This is a genomic window from Actinorhabdospora filicis, from assembly GCF_030269765.1.
In the GTDB taxonomy this organism is placed as follows: Bacteria; Actinomycetota; Actinomycetes; order Mycobacteriales; family Micromonosporaceae; genus Actinorhabdospora; species Actinorhabdospora filicis.
This window is the reverse complement of the sequence record NZ_BSTX01000001.1, coordinates 340371-354925: the sequence shown is the minus strand read 5'-3', so window position 1 is coordinate 354925 and position 14555 is coordinate 340371. Positions and strand designations below refer to the sequence as shown.

The following is a 14555-nucleotide window of genomic DNA, read 5'->3' as shown; positions in this document are numbered from 1 at the left end:
GGTGGTGGGGTGGGTTAGGGGAGAGGGACGAGGCAGCGGACGCCGGACGGCGCGACGGTGACGCGCCCTTCGGCCTCCTCGCCGGTCAGCAGGTCGCGCGCCCGTCCGGGCACCTCGACCTCCACGGACGCGGCGGTGTGGTTGAGGACGAACAGGTGCTCGCCCCGGCGGCAGAGCTCGACCCCTTCGGGGGCCGTGCCGACGGGGGTGACCCCGGCCTCGCGCAGCGCGCGGCCGAGGATCGCGGTGAGCCCGCGGGCGTCCGGGAGCGTGGACAGGTACCAGGCCGAGCCCTCGCCGTGCGCGTTGCGGGTGATCGCGGGACGCCCGGCGAGCTCGCCGGTGGTGTAGGTCGCGACCGCCTCGGCGGTGGTCGGGTCGAGCCAGTCGCGCCAGACGGTCCCGGTGAACGCCTCGCCGCCGGCGTCCAGGCCCACCGTCTCCCCGGCGGGGAGGGGCCAGAACTCGTCGGCGACCAGGCCGAGCAGGTCGCGCAGGGCGCCGGGGTGCGGGCCGTCGTGGACGTGGTCGTGCTCGTCGACGATGCCGCTGAAGAACCCGGCGACCAGGGTGCCGCCGCCGTCCACGTAGGACGACAGGGACGCGGCGGTGGCGGCGGTGGTCAGGTACAGGTTGGGTGCCAGTACCGCCCGGTAGCCGCTCAGGTCGGCGTCGGCGGGCACGAAGTCGCAGGCGATGTTGGCCGCCCACAGGACGCCGTACCAGGCGCGGATGAGGTCGCGGACGCGCACCAGGTGCGAGGGGTGCTGCTCCTGGTCGAACTCCGCGGCCCACCACGAGTCCCAGTCGTGCATGATCGCGACCCGGGCCTCGCTGCGTGAACCGGCGACGGGGGCCAGGGCCAAGAGGTCGGCGCCCATCTCGACGGTGCGCCGCCAGCCGCGGGCGGCGGTGCCGCCGTGGGGGAGCATCGCCGAGTGGAACTTCTCGGCGCCGGCCCGCGAGGCCCGCCACTGGAAGTGCATGACGCCGTCGGCGCCGCGCGCCACCGTCTGCAGGCTCCACAGCCGGTACTGCTCGGGCGTCTTGGGGACGTTCACCTCGCGCCAGCTGACCGCCGAGGGCGCCTGCTCCAGCAGCAGCCACGGCCGCCCCTTGCCCAGGGAGCGCATGAGGTCGTAGTTCATGGCGGCCGTGACGTGCGCGTTCGGGTCGGTGGGGTCGGGGTAGGCGTCGTCGGAGACGATGTCCTCGCGTTCGGCCCACGCCCAGTAGTCCAGGTCCTTCATCATGCTCATGAAGTTGGTGGTGACCGGGACGCCGGGGGAGAGGCGGTCCAGGACGTCCTTCTCGGCCTGGTAGCAGGCCAGCAGGGCGTCGGAGCTGAAGCGCCGCCAGTCGAGGGACTGGGTCGGGTTGCCCGGGCCGGGCGCCAGGCGCGGCGGCTCGATCTGCTCGAAGGACGTGTAGCGCTGGCTCCAGAAGTCGGTGCCCCACGCGTGGTTGAGGGCGTCGAGGTCGCCGTAGCGCTCCTTCAGCCAGCGCCGGAAGTCGGCCGCCGAGACCTCGCAGAAGCACTCGGTGATGTGGTCGCCGTACTCGTTGGAGATGTGCCACATCGCCAGCGCGGGGTGGTCCTTGAAACGCAGCGCCATCTGCTCGGCCAGAGCCACCGTCGCCGCCCGGAACAGCGGCGAGCTGGGGCAGTAGTGCTGGCGGGAGCCGAACTCCAGGCGGATGCCGTGCTTGTCGACGGGCAGCGCCTCGGGGTGCTTCCGCACGAACCACGCCGGGGGAGAGGCGGTCGCGGTGGCCAGGTCCACGTGGACGCCGTGCTCCCACAGCAGGTCCATGATGTGCCCGAGCCAGTCCAGGTCGTACTTCCCCGGCTCCGGCTCCAGGCGCGCCCAGGAGAACACCCCGAGGGTGATCATGTTGACGCCGGCCTCGGCCATCAGGCGGGCGTCTTCGGCCCAGACCTCCGAGGGCCACTGCTCCGGGTTGTAGTCCCCGCCGTAGAGGAGCCCGGGGACACGGGTGATGCGCACGTGGGTCAACCTTTCACCGAGCCGCCGAGCAGCCCGGACACGAATTGCCGCTGGAAGAACAGGAACACCGCCATGATCGGCAGCGTGGCCGCGAAGGAGCCGAGCATGAGCCCGGAGTAGTCCACCTTCGACAGCCCGACCATGGTCGACAGCGCGACCGGGATCGTGTACTTGTCCTCGGTGTTCAGCATGAGCAGCGGCCACAGGAACGCGCCCCACTGCCCGATGAAGGTGAAGATCACCACCGCCGCCAGCTGCGGCTTGGCCGCCGGCAGCACGATGCGGTAGAAGATCCGGGTCTCGCCGCAGCCGTCGATGCGCCCGGCCTCGATGAGCTCCTGGGGGAAGTCCAGGAACGCCTGGCGCATCAGGAAGATGCCGAAGGCGTTGGCCAGGAACGGGATGATCACCGCCTGGTAGGTGTCGATCCAGCCGAAGGACGCCATCATCTCGAACAGCGGCACCAGCAGGACCTGGAACGGGATCATCATCGTGGCCAGGATGACCGCGAGGAAGAAGCCGCGTCCCTTGAAGCGGAACTTCGCCAGGCCGTAGCCGCACATCGCCGACAGCAGTGAGCTGAGGACGGTGTAGACCAGCGAGACGCCGACGGTGTTCAGCGTGACCTGGGTGAAGCCGATGCTCTCTTCGAGGCGCCTGAGGTTGTTCAGCAGCTCGCCGCCGGGGAGCAGCGGCGGGGACGACGTGAACAGGTCCTCGGTCTTGTGGGTGGCGGCGATGATCATCCAGTAGAACGGGAAGAGGCTGATCACCGCGCCCACGATGAGCGGCAGGTGGAGCAGGCGTTTCACTCGCGCCTCCCCAGGAACTTGAACTGGACGAAGGACAGGACGCCGATGATGGCCACCACCGCCCACGCGATCGCCGAGGCGTAGCCGAAGTCGAGCTGCTCGAAGCCGATCTTGTACAGGTGCACCAGCGGGGTGAGCGTGGCGTTGTCCGGCCCGCCCTGGGTGAGCAGGTACGGCTCGTCGAACAGCTGGAGCGTGCCGATGGTGGAGGTGATCAGGCAGAACAGGATCACCGGCCGCAGCTGCGGGACGATCACCTTGACGTAGGTGGTGAGCGCGCCCGCGCCGTCCACCGACGCCGCCTCGTACTGCTCCTTGGGGATCGACTGGAGCCCGGCCAGGATGATGACCATGTTGTAGCCGGTCCAGCGCCAGGTGATGGACGCGATGAGCGCGACCTTCGCCCAGAACGGGTCGTGCAGCCAGTCGATGGGGGCCACGCCCAGGTAGCCGAGCAGGTGGTTCATGACGCCGTTGTCGGCCCGCAGCAGCACCCGGAACACGATCGCGTAGGCGACCAGGGTGGTGACGGCGGGCAGGAAGTAGGCGATCCGGTAGCCCGAGCGCAGCTTGAGCCAGGACTGGTTGAGGATCTGGGCGACGATGAGCGCCAGGACGGTCATGACCGGCACCTGGACGATCAGGATCAGCCCGGTGTTGATCAGGGACTTCCCGAACAGCTCGTCGCCGAAGAGGCGGGAGTAGTTGTCGAAACCGGCCCACACCGTCTCGCCCCGGTCGTCGGTCTGGAAGCTCTGTACCAGGCTGGCGACGAGTGGGTAGGCGAAGAAGACGGCGAAGAGCGCGATCGCCGGGCCCACGAAGATCCACGCCGTGAGGCGGGACTTTCGCAGGCCCATGGTCGGTGAGGTCACGCCTTGGCCCGTTTCGTCGTCTCCGCGAGCCGGTCGGCGGCGGACTTGAGCTCGGCGGCGGCGTCCTTGCCGTTGAGCACGACCGCCGAGACGACGCCCTTCATGGCGTCGGCGGCCGCGGAGTAGTCGTCGGTGTAGGTGATGGCGGGGATCTTGGCGGTCTGCTCGCTGAACATCGTGTAGATCTCCTGGCCGCCGAAGTAGTCCTGCTTCTGGCTGAAGTAGGGGTCCTTCAGAGCGGGCAGGTAGGCGGGGAAGAGGCCCTCGTTCTTCATCATCGAGGCCTGGGTGTCGGTCTGGGTGAGCGCGAACTTCATGAACGCCCAGGCCGCGTCGGGGTTCTTGGCCTGCGCGGGGATCGCCAGGCCGGAGCCGCCGTTGGCGGCGGTGCGCGCGCCGCCGGCGGTGACGGCGGGCAGCGGCATGGCCGCGAACTTCCCGGCCAGCTCGGGCATCTCGGTGGTGAGGGTGCCCGACCACCAGACGCCGCTGGCCTCGGTGGCGACCTTGCCCTCCTTGTTGGCGCGGACGAGGGCGTCCCAGCCGGTCTCGTTGTGGATGAGCCCGGCGTCGTTCATGCGCTTGACGATGTCCAGGGCGGTGTGCGCGGCGGGGGAGTCCAGGTTGACCTTGCCGTCGGCGGTGAAGTAGCCCGCGCCCTGCTGCTGCATGATCATCGGGACGAGGGCCGCGCTGTCGGTCAGGTCGCCGACCATCAGTTCGGCGCCGGTGGCCTCCTTGACCTTGGTCCCGGCCGCGATCAGGTCGTCCCAGGTCTGGATGGTCGCGGGGTCGACCCCGGCCTTCTGGAAGTAGTCGGTGCGGTAGAACAGCCCGGCGGTGCCGGAGTCCCACGGCATGGACATCAGGCGGCCGTTCTCGTCGCTGGAGGCGGCCCACTTGGACGGGTCCATGTCGGCCTTGAAGGCCGCGGCGGCGTCGGTCAGGTCGGCGAAGCCCTTGGGGAACTTGCCCGCGTAGTTCTGGACCTGCTGGGTCTCCAGGGTGATCAGGTCGGGCAGGCCGCTGCCGGACTTCAGGCCGACCGGGATCTTGTCCACCGCGTTGTCGTAGCCGATGTCGGTGACCTCGACGGTGACGTTGGGGTACTTGGCGTGGAAGTCGGCGGCCAGGCGCGTCAGCGCGGTGGCGGCCACGTCCCAGGACCAGACGGTGACGGTGCCGGACAGCTTGTCGGCGGCCACGTCCTTGGCCGGGCCCGCGTCCGGCTTCGACGAGCCGCAGCCCGCCACGACGGTCAGGGCGAGCGCTCCGGCGGCGGCCGCGAGGATCGCGCGGCGCGCGAGCCCGTTGGAACGCGGTGGGGTGTGGTGGAGCATGTGTGTCTCCTCGCTTGGATTCTGAATACAAAATATTGAACCCAGTCTTTCCTTCAGGTCAAGGGTTCCGTATGCTGTATACAAAATTCAGTACGTGAGGAGGACCGTGGAGCACCCATATATCCCGAACTCCGCGCCCCGGGTGAAGGCCGAGATGCTGGCCGCCGTGGGAGCCGCGGACATCGAGGAGTTCTACGCCGACATTCCCGAGTCGCTGCGGCTGCGCCGCCCGCTGGACCTGCCCGCGCCCATGCGCGGCGAGGCCGACCTGGTGCGCCACGTGGAGGGCCTCCTCGACCGCAACACCAGCACCCGCGACGCCCTGAGCTTCCTGGGCGGCGGCTCCTACGCCCACCACGTCCCCGCCGTGTGCGACGAGGTGAACTCCCGCAGCGAGTTCCTCACCGCCTACGCCGGTGAGCCCTACGAGGACCACGGCCGCTTCCAGGCGCTGTGGGAGTACCAGGGCCTCATGGGCGAGCTGCTGGAGATGGACGTGGTGAACGTCCCGACCTACGACGGCTTCCAGGCCGTGGCCACCGCGCTGCGGATGGCCGGGCGCGTCACCGGGCGCACCCGCGTGGCCCTGGCGACCCCGATCGACCCCGCCCTGCGCTCCAAGCTGGACGACTACCTGCGCGGCGCGATGACCATCGGCGGGCCCCTGGAGGGCGACGACCTCGCCGCCGTCTACACCGCCTACCCGACCTACCTCGGCGTAGTGGACCCGAAGACGCCCGAGTACGTGGCCGCCGCGCACGCCGCCGGAGCGGTCGCGGTGGTCGGCTGCGACCCGATCGGGCTCGGGGTCCTGGCACCTCCGTCGTCCTTCGGCGCCGACATCGTCTGCGGCGACATCCAGCCCCTGGGCATCCACCCGCACTTCGGCGGAGGGCACGCCGGGTACATCGCCACCCGCGACGAGCAGCGCTTCGTCCAGGAGTTCCCCTCCCGCCTCTTCGGCATCGTGCCCACCGCGGTCGAGGGCGAGTACGGCTTCGGCGACGTCTACTACGACCGGACCTCCTTCGCGCTGCGCGAGGAAGGGAAGGAATGGGTGGGCACCGCCGCGGCCCTGTGGGGCATCACCGCCGGGGTGTACCTGTCCCTGATGGGACCGGCGGGCATGGCCGAGCTGGGCGAGGGCCTGATGGCCCGCTGCCGCTACCTCATGGACGCCCTTGCCTCCGTGCCGGGGATCGAGGTCCTCGACGCCGGTGTGCCGCACCTGAAGGAGTTCGCCGTCCGCTACACCGGCAAGACCGCCGCCGAGGTGGACGACGCCCTGCGCGACCGCGGCATCCACGGCGGCGTGGTCCTGTCGAAGACCTTCCCCGAGCTGGGCGAGTCGGCCCTGTACTGCGTGACCGAGCTGCACACCCAGGCCGACCTCGACCGCCTGGCCGCCGAGCTGAAGGAGATCCTCGCGTGAGCGCCCACGCCCCCAGCGGACCCGTCGATCCCGCCGACGCGAAGGTCGCGCCCAAGCCCGCGCTGCGCCGCTACCACGCCGCGCGCTGGGACGAGTCGCTCATCTTCGAGCAGTCGACGCCCGGGCAGCGCGGCGTCCTCCCGCCCGCCCTCGACGCCGGGATCGCCGAGTCGGTCGGCGACGCCACCGCGTCCCTGCCGCCCGCGCTGCGCCGCCAGAAGCCCCCGGCGCTGCCGGAGCTGGGCCAGCAGGCCGTCCTGCGCCACTACCTGCGCCTGTCCCAGGAGAACCTGGGCGCCGACCTGAACATCGACGTCGGCCAGGGCACCTGCACCATGAAGTACAGCCCCAAGGTCAACGACCAGCTGATCCGCTCCCACAAGCTCGCGCGGCTGCACCCCGGCCAGCACGACGACACCACCCAGGGCGTCCTGGAGATCTTGTGGCGGATGGAGAAGATGCTCGCCGAGATCTCCGGCATGGACCGGGTGACCCTCCAGCCCGGCGCGGGCTCGGCGGCGATCTGGACGAACGTGGCGATGATCCGCGCCTACCACGCCTCGCGGGGCGAGAGCCACCGCGACCAGGTCATCACCACGATCTTCTCGCACCCCTCCAACGCCGCGTGCGCCAAGACCGCCGGGTACGAGGTCATCACCCTCTACCCCGACGCCGACGGCTACCCGGACCTGGAGGCCCTCAAGGCCGCCGTCTCCGACCGCACCGCCGCGCTGCTGATCACCAACCCCGAGGACACCGGGATCTTCAACCCGAGGATCAAGGAGTTCGTCGACGTCGTGCACTCCGTGGGCGGCCTCGCCTGCTACGACCAGGCCAACGCCAACGGCATCCTGGGCATCACCCGCGCCCGCGACGCCGGTTTCGACCTGTGCCACTTCAACCTGCACAAGACCTTCTCCACCCCGCACGCCTGCGGCGGCCCGGCCGCCGGTGCCTGCGGCGTCACCGGTGCCCTCGCGCCGTTCCTGCCGTCCCCGACGGTGGAGTTCGACGGCGAGCGCTACTTCCTCGACCACGACCGGCCCGAGTCCATCGGCAAGGTCCGCCCGTACACGGGCGTCGCGCCCAACATCGTGCGCGCCTACTCGTGGATCATGAGCCTGGGCGCCGAGGGCCTGCGCGAGGTCGCCGAGATCGCGGTGCTGAACAACAACTACCTGCTCACCGAGATGCTCAAGATCCCCGGCGTGTCCGCGCCCTACGCGAAGGGCAAGCGGCGCATCGAGCAGGTCCGGTACTCGTGGGAGGAACTGGCCGGGGAGACCGGCGTGCACTCCGAGGACATCGGGCTGCGCGCGGCCGACTACGGCGTCCACTACTGGACCAGCCACCACCCCTACCTGGTGCCGGAACCGGCGACGCTGGAGCCGACCGAGTCCTACTCGAAGGCCGACCTCGACGAGTACGTGGCGATCATGCGCGCCGTCGCCGAGGAGGCCCGCACCGACCCGGAGACCGTGCGCACCGCTCCGCACCGCTCCAGCGTCCACCGCAACCGCGAGGCCGCCCTCGACGACCCGAACGTGTGGGCCGTGACCTGGCGCGCCTACCGCCGCAAGGTCCTGGACGCGTCGTGACGCCCCTGGGCCTCATCGTGAACCCCGTCGCGGGGCTCGGCGGGACCGTCGGCCTCAAGGGCAGCGACGGGGCCCAGGTGCAGCGCCTGGCGCGTGAGCGCGGCGCCGTCCCCCGCGCGGGGACGCGCGCCGCCCTCGCGGTCGCCGAGCTCGCCGCGCGTTGCCCGGACGCCGAGATCCTCACCGTCGCCGGTGACATGGGCGCCGACGCGGCCGGGCCGCGCGGGCGCGTGGTGTGCGAACGGCCGGAGACCACCGGCCCCGCCGACACCCGCCGCGCCGTGGACGCCCTCGTCGCCGCCGGGGCCGGGCTGATCATGTTCGCCGGCGGCGACGGCACCGCCCGCGACGTCCTGGACGCCCTCGGCGGGCGCGTGCCCGCCATTGGGATCCCCGCCGGGGTCAAGATGCACTCGGCGGTGCACGCGGTCAACCCGCGCGCCGCCGGTGAGGTCGCCGCCGCGTTCCTGGCCGGGACCGCGCACGTGGCGCCCGCCGAGGTCGCCGACCGGGAGGGCGACGCCATCGTCCTCTACGGGCTCATGCCGGTCCCGCGCCTGGGCGAGCGCGTCCAGCGCGGCAAGGTCGGCTCGGCGCGCACCGGCGGCGACGATCTCGCCGGGATCGCCGCCGAGCTCGCCGCGCACGCCGTCCCCGGCGGCCTCGACGTCTACGGGCCCGGCACCACCACTCACGGCGTCCTGCGCGTCCTCGGCGTCGACACCCCGCCCACCGGCGTGACCGCCGTGTCGGGCGGGCGCTGCCTGGTCGCCGACGCCGACGCCGCCGCGCTGGAGGGGCTGGCCGCCGGGCGGCCCGGTGTCCGGGTCATCGTCTCGCCCATCGGCGGGCAGGGCTTCCTGTTCGGGCGCGGCAACCAGCAGATCACGCCCGCGCTGCTGCGCGGCGCCACCGTCACCGTCGTGTGCGGCGAGGCCAAGCTCGCCGCGCTCGGCGGGCGTCCACTGCTCGTGGACACCGGGGACGACGCGCTCGACGCGTCCCTGACCGGCTACCTTCCGATCGTGACCGGCCGCGGCCGGCGCGTCATGTACAAGTTGGGAGAACCATGATCGACCTGAGCGGCAAGAGCGCCGTCGTCACCGGCGCGGCCTCCGGCATCGGCCGCGCCACCGCCGAACTCCTCGCCGAGCTCGGCGCGTCCGTCACCGTCGTCGACCTCGACGGTGAGGGCGCCCGCGAGGTGGCGAAGGGCTTCGGCGGGCTCGCCGCCGCCGCCGACGTGTCGAAGGCCGCCGACTGCGAGGCCGCCGTGGCCGCCGCGGCCGGGGCCTTCGGGGGCGTCGACATCCTGGTCAACAACGCCGGGATCATCCGCCGCTCCACCGTCCTGGACATCACCGAGGACGACTGGGACCTGGTCATGGCGGTCAACATCAAGTCCGTGATGCTGATGAGCCGCTACGCCGTGCCGCACATGATCGCCCGCGGTGGCGGCAGCATCGTCAACACCGGCTCCGGCTGGGGCATCAAGGGTGGTGGCCGCGCCATCTCCTACTGCGCCTCCAAGGGCGCCGTGGTGAACATGACCCGCGCCATGGCCATCGACCACGGCCCCGACGGCATCCGCGTCAACTGCGTCTGCCCCGGCGACACCGCCACCCCCATGCTCGCCGAGGAGGCCCGCCAGCTGGGCGAGTCGCCCGACGCGTTCCTCGCCGAGGCTGCCGACCGTCCACTTCGGCGCATCGGGCAGCCCCGCGACATCGCCCAGTCCATCGCCTACCTCGCCTCGGAGGCCTCCGGCTTCGTCAGCGGGGCCGTCCTCACCGTCGATGGCGCCGGTACGGCATGATCTGTCTCCGGGGATTGAGGTGACACCATGGCCATCGAACGGCGACCACTGCGCGACCAGATCAGGGACGAGGTCCTGGCGCGGCTGCGCCGCGGCGACTTCCCCGCCGGGCAGGACGTCAACGAGGCGCGCCTGGCCGCCGACCTGGGCGTGTCCCGCACGCCCTTGCGGGAGGCGCTGATCGCGCTGGAGATCGAGGGGCTCATCCAGAGCCGCCCCGGCAAGGGTTTCCGCTTCGCGCCGGTCAGCCCCAAGGAGTACCGCGAACTCTGCCCCGTCGTGGCCGCCCTGGAGGCGCTCGCGCTGGAGTCCTCCGACCCGGAGTACCTGGCGCGGACCGCGCCGAAGCTGCTGACCATGGCCACCGAGTTCGACGTGTCGGTGGCCTCCCAGGCCGAGATCGAGCAGCGCGACGACGAGTGGCACGACCTGCTCCTCGGCGGCTGCCGCAACGAGCGCCTGATGGACCTGCTGACCACGGTCAAGGCCAGCCTGCGCCGCTACGTCCACGTCGTCATCGACGACGAGACCGAGATCAGCCGCTCCGCCGGTGAGCACAAGCTCATCGCCGAACGGCTCATCTCGGGGGACCTGGCCGGCGCGGTGGAGGCGCTCAAGGCGAACTGGACGAGCGGCACCGAACGCGTCCTGGAGAAGCTGACGCGCGAGTCCTGACACTGCCCGAACGGGCGGGCGGCACGGGCGGGACTCCCTCTACCGTGGAGGGAGCCCTTGCCCGAAAGGAACGCCGTGCCGCCCACACGCGCCCGTGACGTCACGCTGCCCTCCTCCGTCGCCGGCCGCCGCTTCGCCTGGGCGGCCGTCCTTCTCCTGCTAGCCCTGTGCGCGGTGATCACCGCCGGGTTCCTCGACGCCGCCGCCGACCGGGCGCAGCGGGAGAAGGGCACCGAGCTCACCGTCGTCGTGTGGACGCTGGAGCAGCGGGTCATCACCTCGAAGAAGTCCGAGAGCGTGGTGACGGTCTTCCTGGTGGAGTACGAGCTTGCCGGTCCCCACGAGGTGTGGGTCGGCTGCCGCGACGACTGCCCGGCTCCCGGCTCCCGGCTGACCATCTGGGTCGATCCGGACGACCCGGAGTACTTCGTGGACGCCCTCGGCCGCTACCCGTGGCGCGCGCCCGAGCCCGGCCACGAAGGGCTCGCCATCATGGCGGCGATCGCGCTGGGCGTGGCCGGCGTGGTGTTCCTCGCCCGCGGGTTGCGCGCGAGGCGGAGCCGCCGCCGCTGAGACTTGCGCCCGGCGCCTACTGTGGACGAAGACCTTCCACGGAAGCGAGCGCCGCCCCGCGCGCCGGAAGGACCATCACCACGCCCGTCCTCGGAAGGACCGCTGATGGCCCCTCACCGCCTCCGCTGCCACTCGTCCCCCGGTTTCTTCGCCGCCGCGATCGCGATCGCCGCGTGGTTCCTCCGGCCGGCGGCGACCCGGGGCACTCCCGGGTCGCGACGATGATCGCGATCGGCCCCGGGATCGCCGGTACGGCCGCGTTCGCGGCCGGTTTCCGCGCCCACGAGTGACGCTGTTGCAGGCGTGTGAATCAGGGTCTTAACCCCCGTGTCGATATGCACCCTCTGACGTAGGCTGCACCCGGGGAGGAGGGGTGATGCGTCCGTTATATCGGGTTCTGGGCCCGCTCGCGGTGGACGGAGGAGACGGACCGGTCGCCATACCCGCGGCGAAGCACCGGGTCGTCCTCGCCGTCCTGCTCGCGCGCGCCGGGCAGGTCGTGTCCGGCGACCGGCTCATCGCCGAGGTGTGGCCGGACGACCCGCCGCGCACCGCCCGCAACGTCCTCCAGGGCTACGTCTCGCACTTGCGGCGGCTGCTGCCCGGCGGGGGCCCGAACTGGGAGGGCTTCGGGTACCGCCTGGCCTTCGGTGAGGGGCAGCTGGACACCGAGCTCTTCGAGACCCTGCGCGCCGACGGCGAGCGCGCCCTCGCCGACGGGCGTCCCGGACCGGCGCGGGACCTGCTGACGGCGGCCCTGGGCCTGTGGCGGGGACCGGCGTTCGCCGACGTGCCGGGCGGCCCGCTCATCGACGCCGAGGCCGCGCGGCTCACCGGGCAGCGCGACGCGGTCCTGTCCGCGCGCGTGGACGCCGACCTGGCGCTGGGCCTGCACCTGCGGCTGATCCCGGAGCTGGAGGAGCTGACCGCGCTCCACCCGCTCGACGAGGGCCTGCACCGGCACCTGATCCTCGCGCTGTACCGGGGTGGGCGGGTCGCCGACGCCCTGGAGCGCTACGGGCGGCTGCGCGCGGCCCTGCGCGACGGGCTCGGCATCGAGCCGGGGGAGCGGATGCGCTCGCTGCACCGCGCGGTCCTGCACCGCGACCCGGCGCTGGACGCGCCCGCGCCCGGCCCGCGACTCATCGTCGGCAAGGGGGAGAGGGGGACGCCGCCGCCGCGCCCGGCGCAGCTCCCGCCCGACCTCGCCGGTTTCGTGGGACGCGAGGAGCCCGGCGACCGCGTCGCCGCCCACCTCACCGGCCGCGGCCCGGACGCCCCGGCGCCGATCGCGGTCATCACCGGCGATCCCGGCGTCGGCAAGAGCGCGCTGGCGGTGCGGGTCGCGCACCGGCTGCGCGAGGAGTTCCCCGACGGGCAGCTCTACGTCGACCTCGGCGCGACCGAGACGATGCCGATGAACCCGGCGGAGGTCCTCACGCAGATGCTCGGCGCGCTCGGCGTCGACCCCCGCACCGTGCCCGCCGGTTTCGCCGAGCGCAGCGCGCTGCTGCGCTCCTACCTCGCCGACCGCTCGGTGCTGGTGCTGCTGGACAACGCGATGAGCGAGACGCAGGTCCGGCCGCTGCTGCCCGGCGGGCGCGGCTGCGCGGTCCTGATCACCACCCGCCGCTCGCTGCCCGGCATCGGCGCGGCCGTCACGACCCGGCTGCGGCCCATGGACACCGGGGAGGCGGTGCGGCTGCTGGCGCGCGGCGTGGGCGCCGAGCGCGTCCGCGCCGAACCCGAGCAGGCCGAGCGCATCGCCGCCCTCTGCGACGGGATGCCCCTCGCGCTCGGCATCGCCGCCGCGCGGCTGGCCGCTCGCCCGCACCGGGGCATCGGCTGGTTCGCCGACCGCCTCGCCGACGAGCGCCGCCGCCTCGACGAGCTCGTCATCGGCGACCGCGCGGTCCGCTCCAGCCTCGACCTCAGCTACGGAGCCCTCGACGGCGCCGACCGGACCGCGCTGCGGCTCCTGGGCGTCCCCGACGTCCCCGACCTCGCGCCGTGGCTGGCCGCCGCCGTCCTCGACACCGACCTCGCCGAGGCCGAGGAGCAGCTGGAGCGCCTCGTGGAGGCGCGGCTGCTGGACCTCGCCCCGCACTGGCGCGCCGACGCCCCCCGCTACCGCTTTCACCACCTGGTACGGATCTTCGCCCGCGAGAAGGCCGAGCGCGAGGAGAGCATCGAGGCCCTCGCGGGGGCCGCCGAACGCGCCTGGAGCGCCTGCCTCGGCGTCGCCGAGCAGCTCGAACCGCTGCTGCCGGGCTGGCTGGCCAAACTCGGCCGGGGCGGCGCGCCGCGCGGGCGCGTGCGCGGGCTGCCCGTCGCCGACCTCGCCGCCGATCCCGCCGCGTGGTTCGACGCCGAACGCGAGACCCTCATCGCCGTCGTGCGGCAGTCGGCCGACGGCGGCCACTTCGACCTCGCCTGGGACCTGGCCACCACCCTCGTCCGCTACTTCGAGCTGCGCGGGCTGCTCACCGACTGGGAACGCGTCCACCGCGTCGCCCTCGTCGCCGCCCACCGCGGCGGGCACCGCGCGGGCGTCGCGTGCGTCCTGCGCGGCCTGGGCGAACTGGAACTGCGCCGCGACCGCTACCGCAACGCCCAGCACTACCTCACCGAGGCCCTGGAGATCTTCCGGAGCCTGTCCGACGCCTCCGCCGAGGCCGAGGTGCTGCGCGCGGTCAGCGCCGCCCACTGGTACGCCGGGCGCTTCGAGGACTCCGCCCGCGCCGCCCGCCGCGCCGGGGCGCTGCTGCACCGCGCCGGGGACCTCACCGGCTCCGCCGCGTCCTTCTGCGGGCTGGCCTCGGCGCTGCGCATGCTCGGCCGCCTCGACGCCGCCGCCGTCTGGTACCGCCGCGCCCTCACCCGCTTCGAGAAGACCGGCGAGCAGGCCGGGCAGGCCACCGCGTGGGCCGGGCTCGGCCTCGTCCACGCCGCCGAGGGCCGCGCCGGGGCCGCCGAGGACGCCTACACGCGCGCGCTGGCCCTCGCCGGGAAGTCCGGGCACCGCCTGTTCGAGGCCTACGCCCGCTGCTACCTCGGCGAATGCCTCCTGTCGGTCGGGCGCGCCGACGAGGCCGCCCCGGAACTGGCCGCCGCGCTGGAGGGCGCCCGCGGCGCCGGTGACCGCTTCGGTGAGGCGCTGTCCCTGCGCGCCCTCGGCGAGCTGGACCTGGCCCGCGGCCGCCCCGACGAGGCCGCCGCGCGGCTGGCCGACGCCACCGGCATCGCCCGGCGGCTGGAGACCCCGGCGCTGCTGGCGCGCGTCCTCGTCAGCGACGGCGACGCCCGCCTGCGCCTCGGCGACCGCGAGGCCGCCCGCGACGCCTGGCGCGAGGCCCGCGACCTGCGCGCCCGCTTCGATCTGCCCGGCCGCGCCGAGATCACCCGCCGCCTGGGCTGAGCGCTCC

At 72.8% G+C, this 14555-nt stretch carries 11 protein-coding genes; 7 read left to right on the top strand and 4 right to left on the bottom strand.

Going from position 1 to position 14555, the window contains the following annotated elements; genetic code table 11:
* Nucleotides 1-14 precede the first annotated feature (14 nt).
* From QSK10_RS01640 to QSK10_RS01625, 4 genes are read right to left on the bottom strand one after another with little or no spacing between them, the layout of a single operon-like run.
* Nucleotides 15-2009, bottom strand: coding sequence for a beta-galactosidase (locus QSK10_RS01640; protein WP_285660755.1), 1995 nt, complete (start codon nt 2007-2009; stop codon nt 15-17).
* A 5-nt stretch (nt 2010-2014) separates the two neighbouring features.
* Nucleotides 2015-2821: a carbohydrate ABC transporter permease gene (locus tag QSK10_RS01635; protein WP_285660754.1), complete on the bottom strand. Its 807-nt coding sequence runs from the start codon at nt 2819-2821 to the stop codon at nt 2015-2017.
* On the bottom strand, nt 2818-3696 hold the full coding sequence (locus QSK10_RS01630) for a carbohydrate ABC transporter permease (protein ID WP_285660753.1): 879 nt from the start codon (nt 3694-3696) through the stop codon (nt 2818-2820). The genes QSK10_RS01635 and QSK10_RS01630 overlap by 4 nt, the downstream gene beginning before the upstream one ends.
* Nucleotides 3693-5036: an ABC transporter substrate-binding protein gene (locus tag QSK10_RS01625; protein WP_285660752.1), complete on the bottom strand. Its 1344-nt coding sequence runs from the start codon at nt 5034-5036 to the stop codon at nt 3693-3695. The genes QSK10_RS01630 and QSK10_RS01625 overlap by 4 nt, the downstream gene beginning before the upstream one ends.
* A 106-nt stretch (nt 5037-5142) precedes the next feature.
* Between QSK10_RS01625 and gcvPA the strand changes: the two genes are divergently transcribed.
* The 7 genes from gcvPA (at nt 5143) to QSK10_RS01590 (ending at nt 14548) form a co-directional block, all read left to right on the top strand.
* The gene (gene gcvPA, locus QSK10_RS01620; protein WP_285660751.1) at nt 5143-6468 is read left to right on the top strand and encodes an aminomethyl-transferring glycine dehydrogenase subunit GcvPA; all 1326 of its coding nucleotides are present in this window, start codon (nt 5143-5145) and stop codon (nt 6466-6468) included.
* The gene (gene gcvPB, locus QSK10_RS01615; protein ID WP_285660750.1) at nt 6465-8066 is read left to right on the top strand and encodes an aminomethyl-transferring glycine dehydrogenase subunit GcvPB; all 1602 of its coding nucleotides are present in this window, start codon (nt 6465-6467) and stop codon (nt 8064-8066) included. The genes gcvPA and gcvPB overlap by 4 nt, the downstream gene beginning before the upstream one ends.
* Nucleotides 8063-9139 carry an ATP-NAD kinase family protein gene (locus tag QSK10_RS01610; protein ID WP_285660749.1) on the top strand — a complete coding sequence of 359 codons (1077 nt, stop codon included), beginning with the start codon at nt 8063-8065 and terminating at the stop codon, nt 9137-9139. The genes gcvPB and QSK10_RS01610 overlap by 4 nt, the downstream gene beginning before the upstream one ends.
* Nucleotides 9136-9882, top strand: a complete 747-nt coding sequence (locus tag QSK10_RS01605; RefSeq protein ID WP_285660748.1) for an SDR family NAD(P)-dependent oxidoreductase — start codon at nt 9136-9138, stop codon at nt 9880-9882. Before QSK10_RS01610 ends, QSK10_RS01605 begins: the two co-directional genes overlap by 4 nt.
* A 27-nt stretch (nt 9883-9909) precedes the next feature.
* Nucleotides 9910-10557, top strand: coding sequence for a GntR family transcriptional regulator (locus QSK10_RS01600; RefSeq protein ID WP_285660747.1), 648 nt, complete (start codon nt 9910-9912; stop codon nt 10555-10557).
* 75 nt (nt 10558-10632) lie between these two features.
* Nucleotides 10633-11130, top strand: coding sequence for a hypothetical protein (locus tag QSK10_RS01595; protein WP_285660746.1), 498 nt, complete (start codon nt 10633-10635; stop codon nt 11128-11130).
* Nucleotides 11131-11506: 376 nt separating this feature from the next.
* On the top strand, nt 11507-14548 hold the full coding sequence (locus tag QSK10_RS01590) for an AfsR/SARP family transcriptional regulator (RefSeq protein WP_285660745.1): 3042 nt from the start codon (nt 11507-11509) through the stop codon (nt 14546-14548).
* Nucleotides 14549-14555 lie beyond the last annotated feature (7 nt).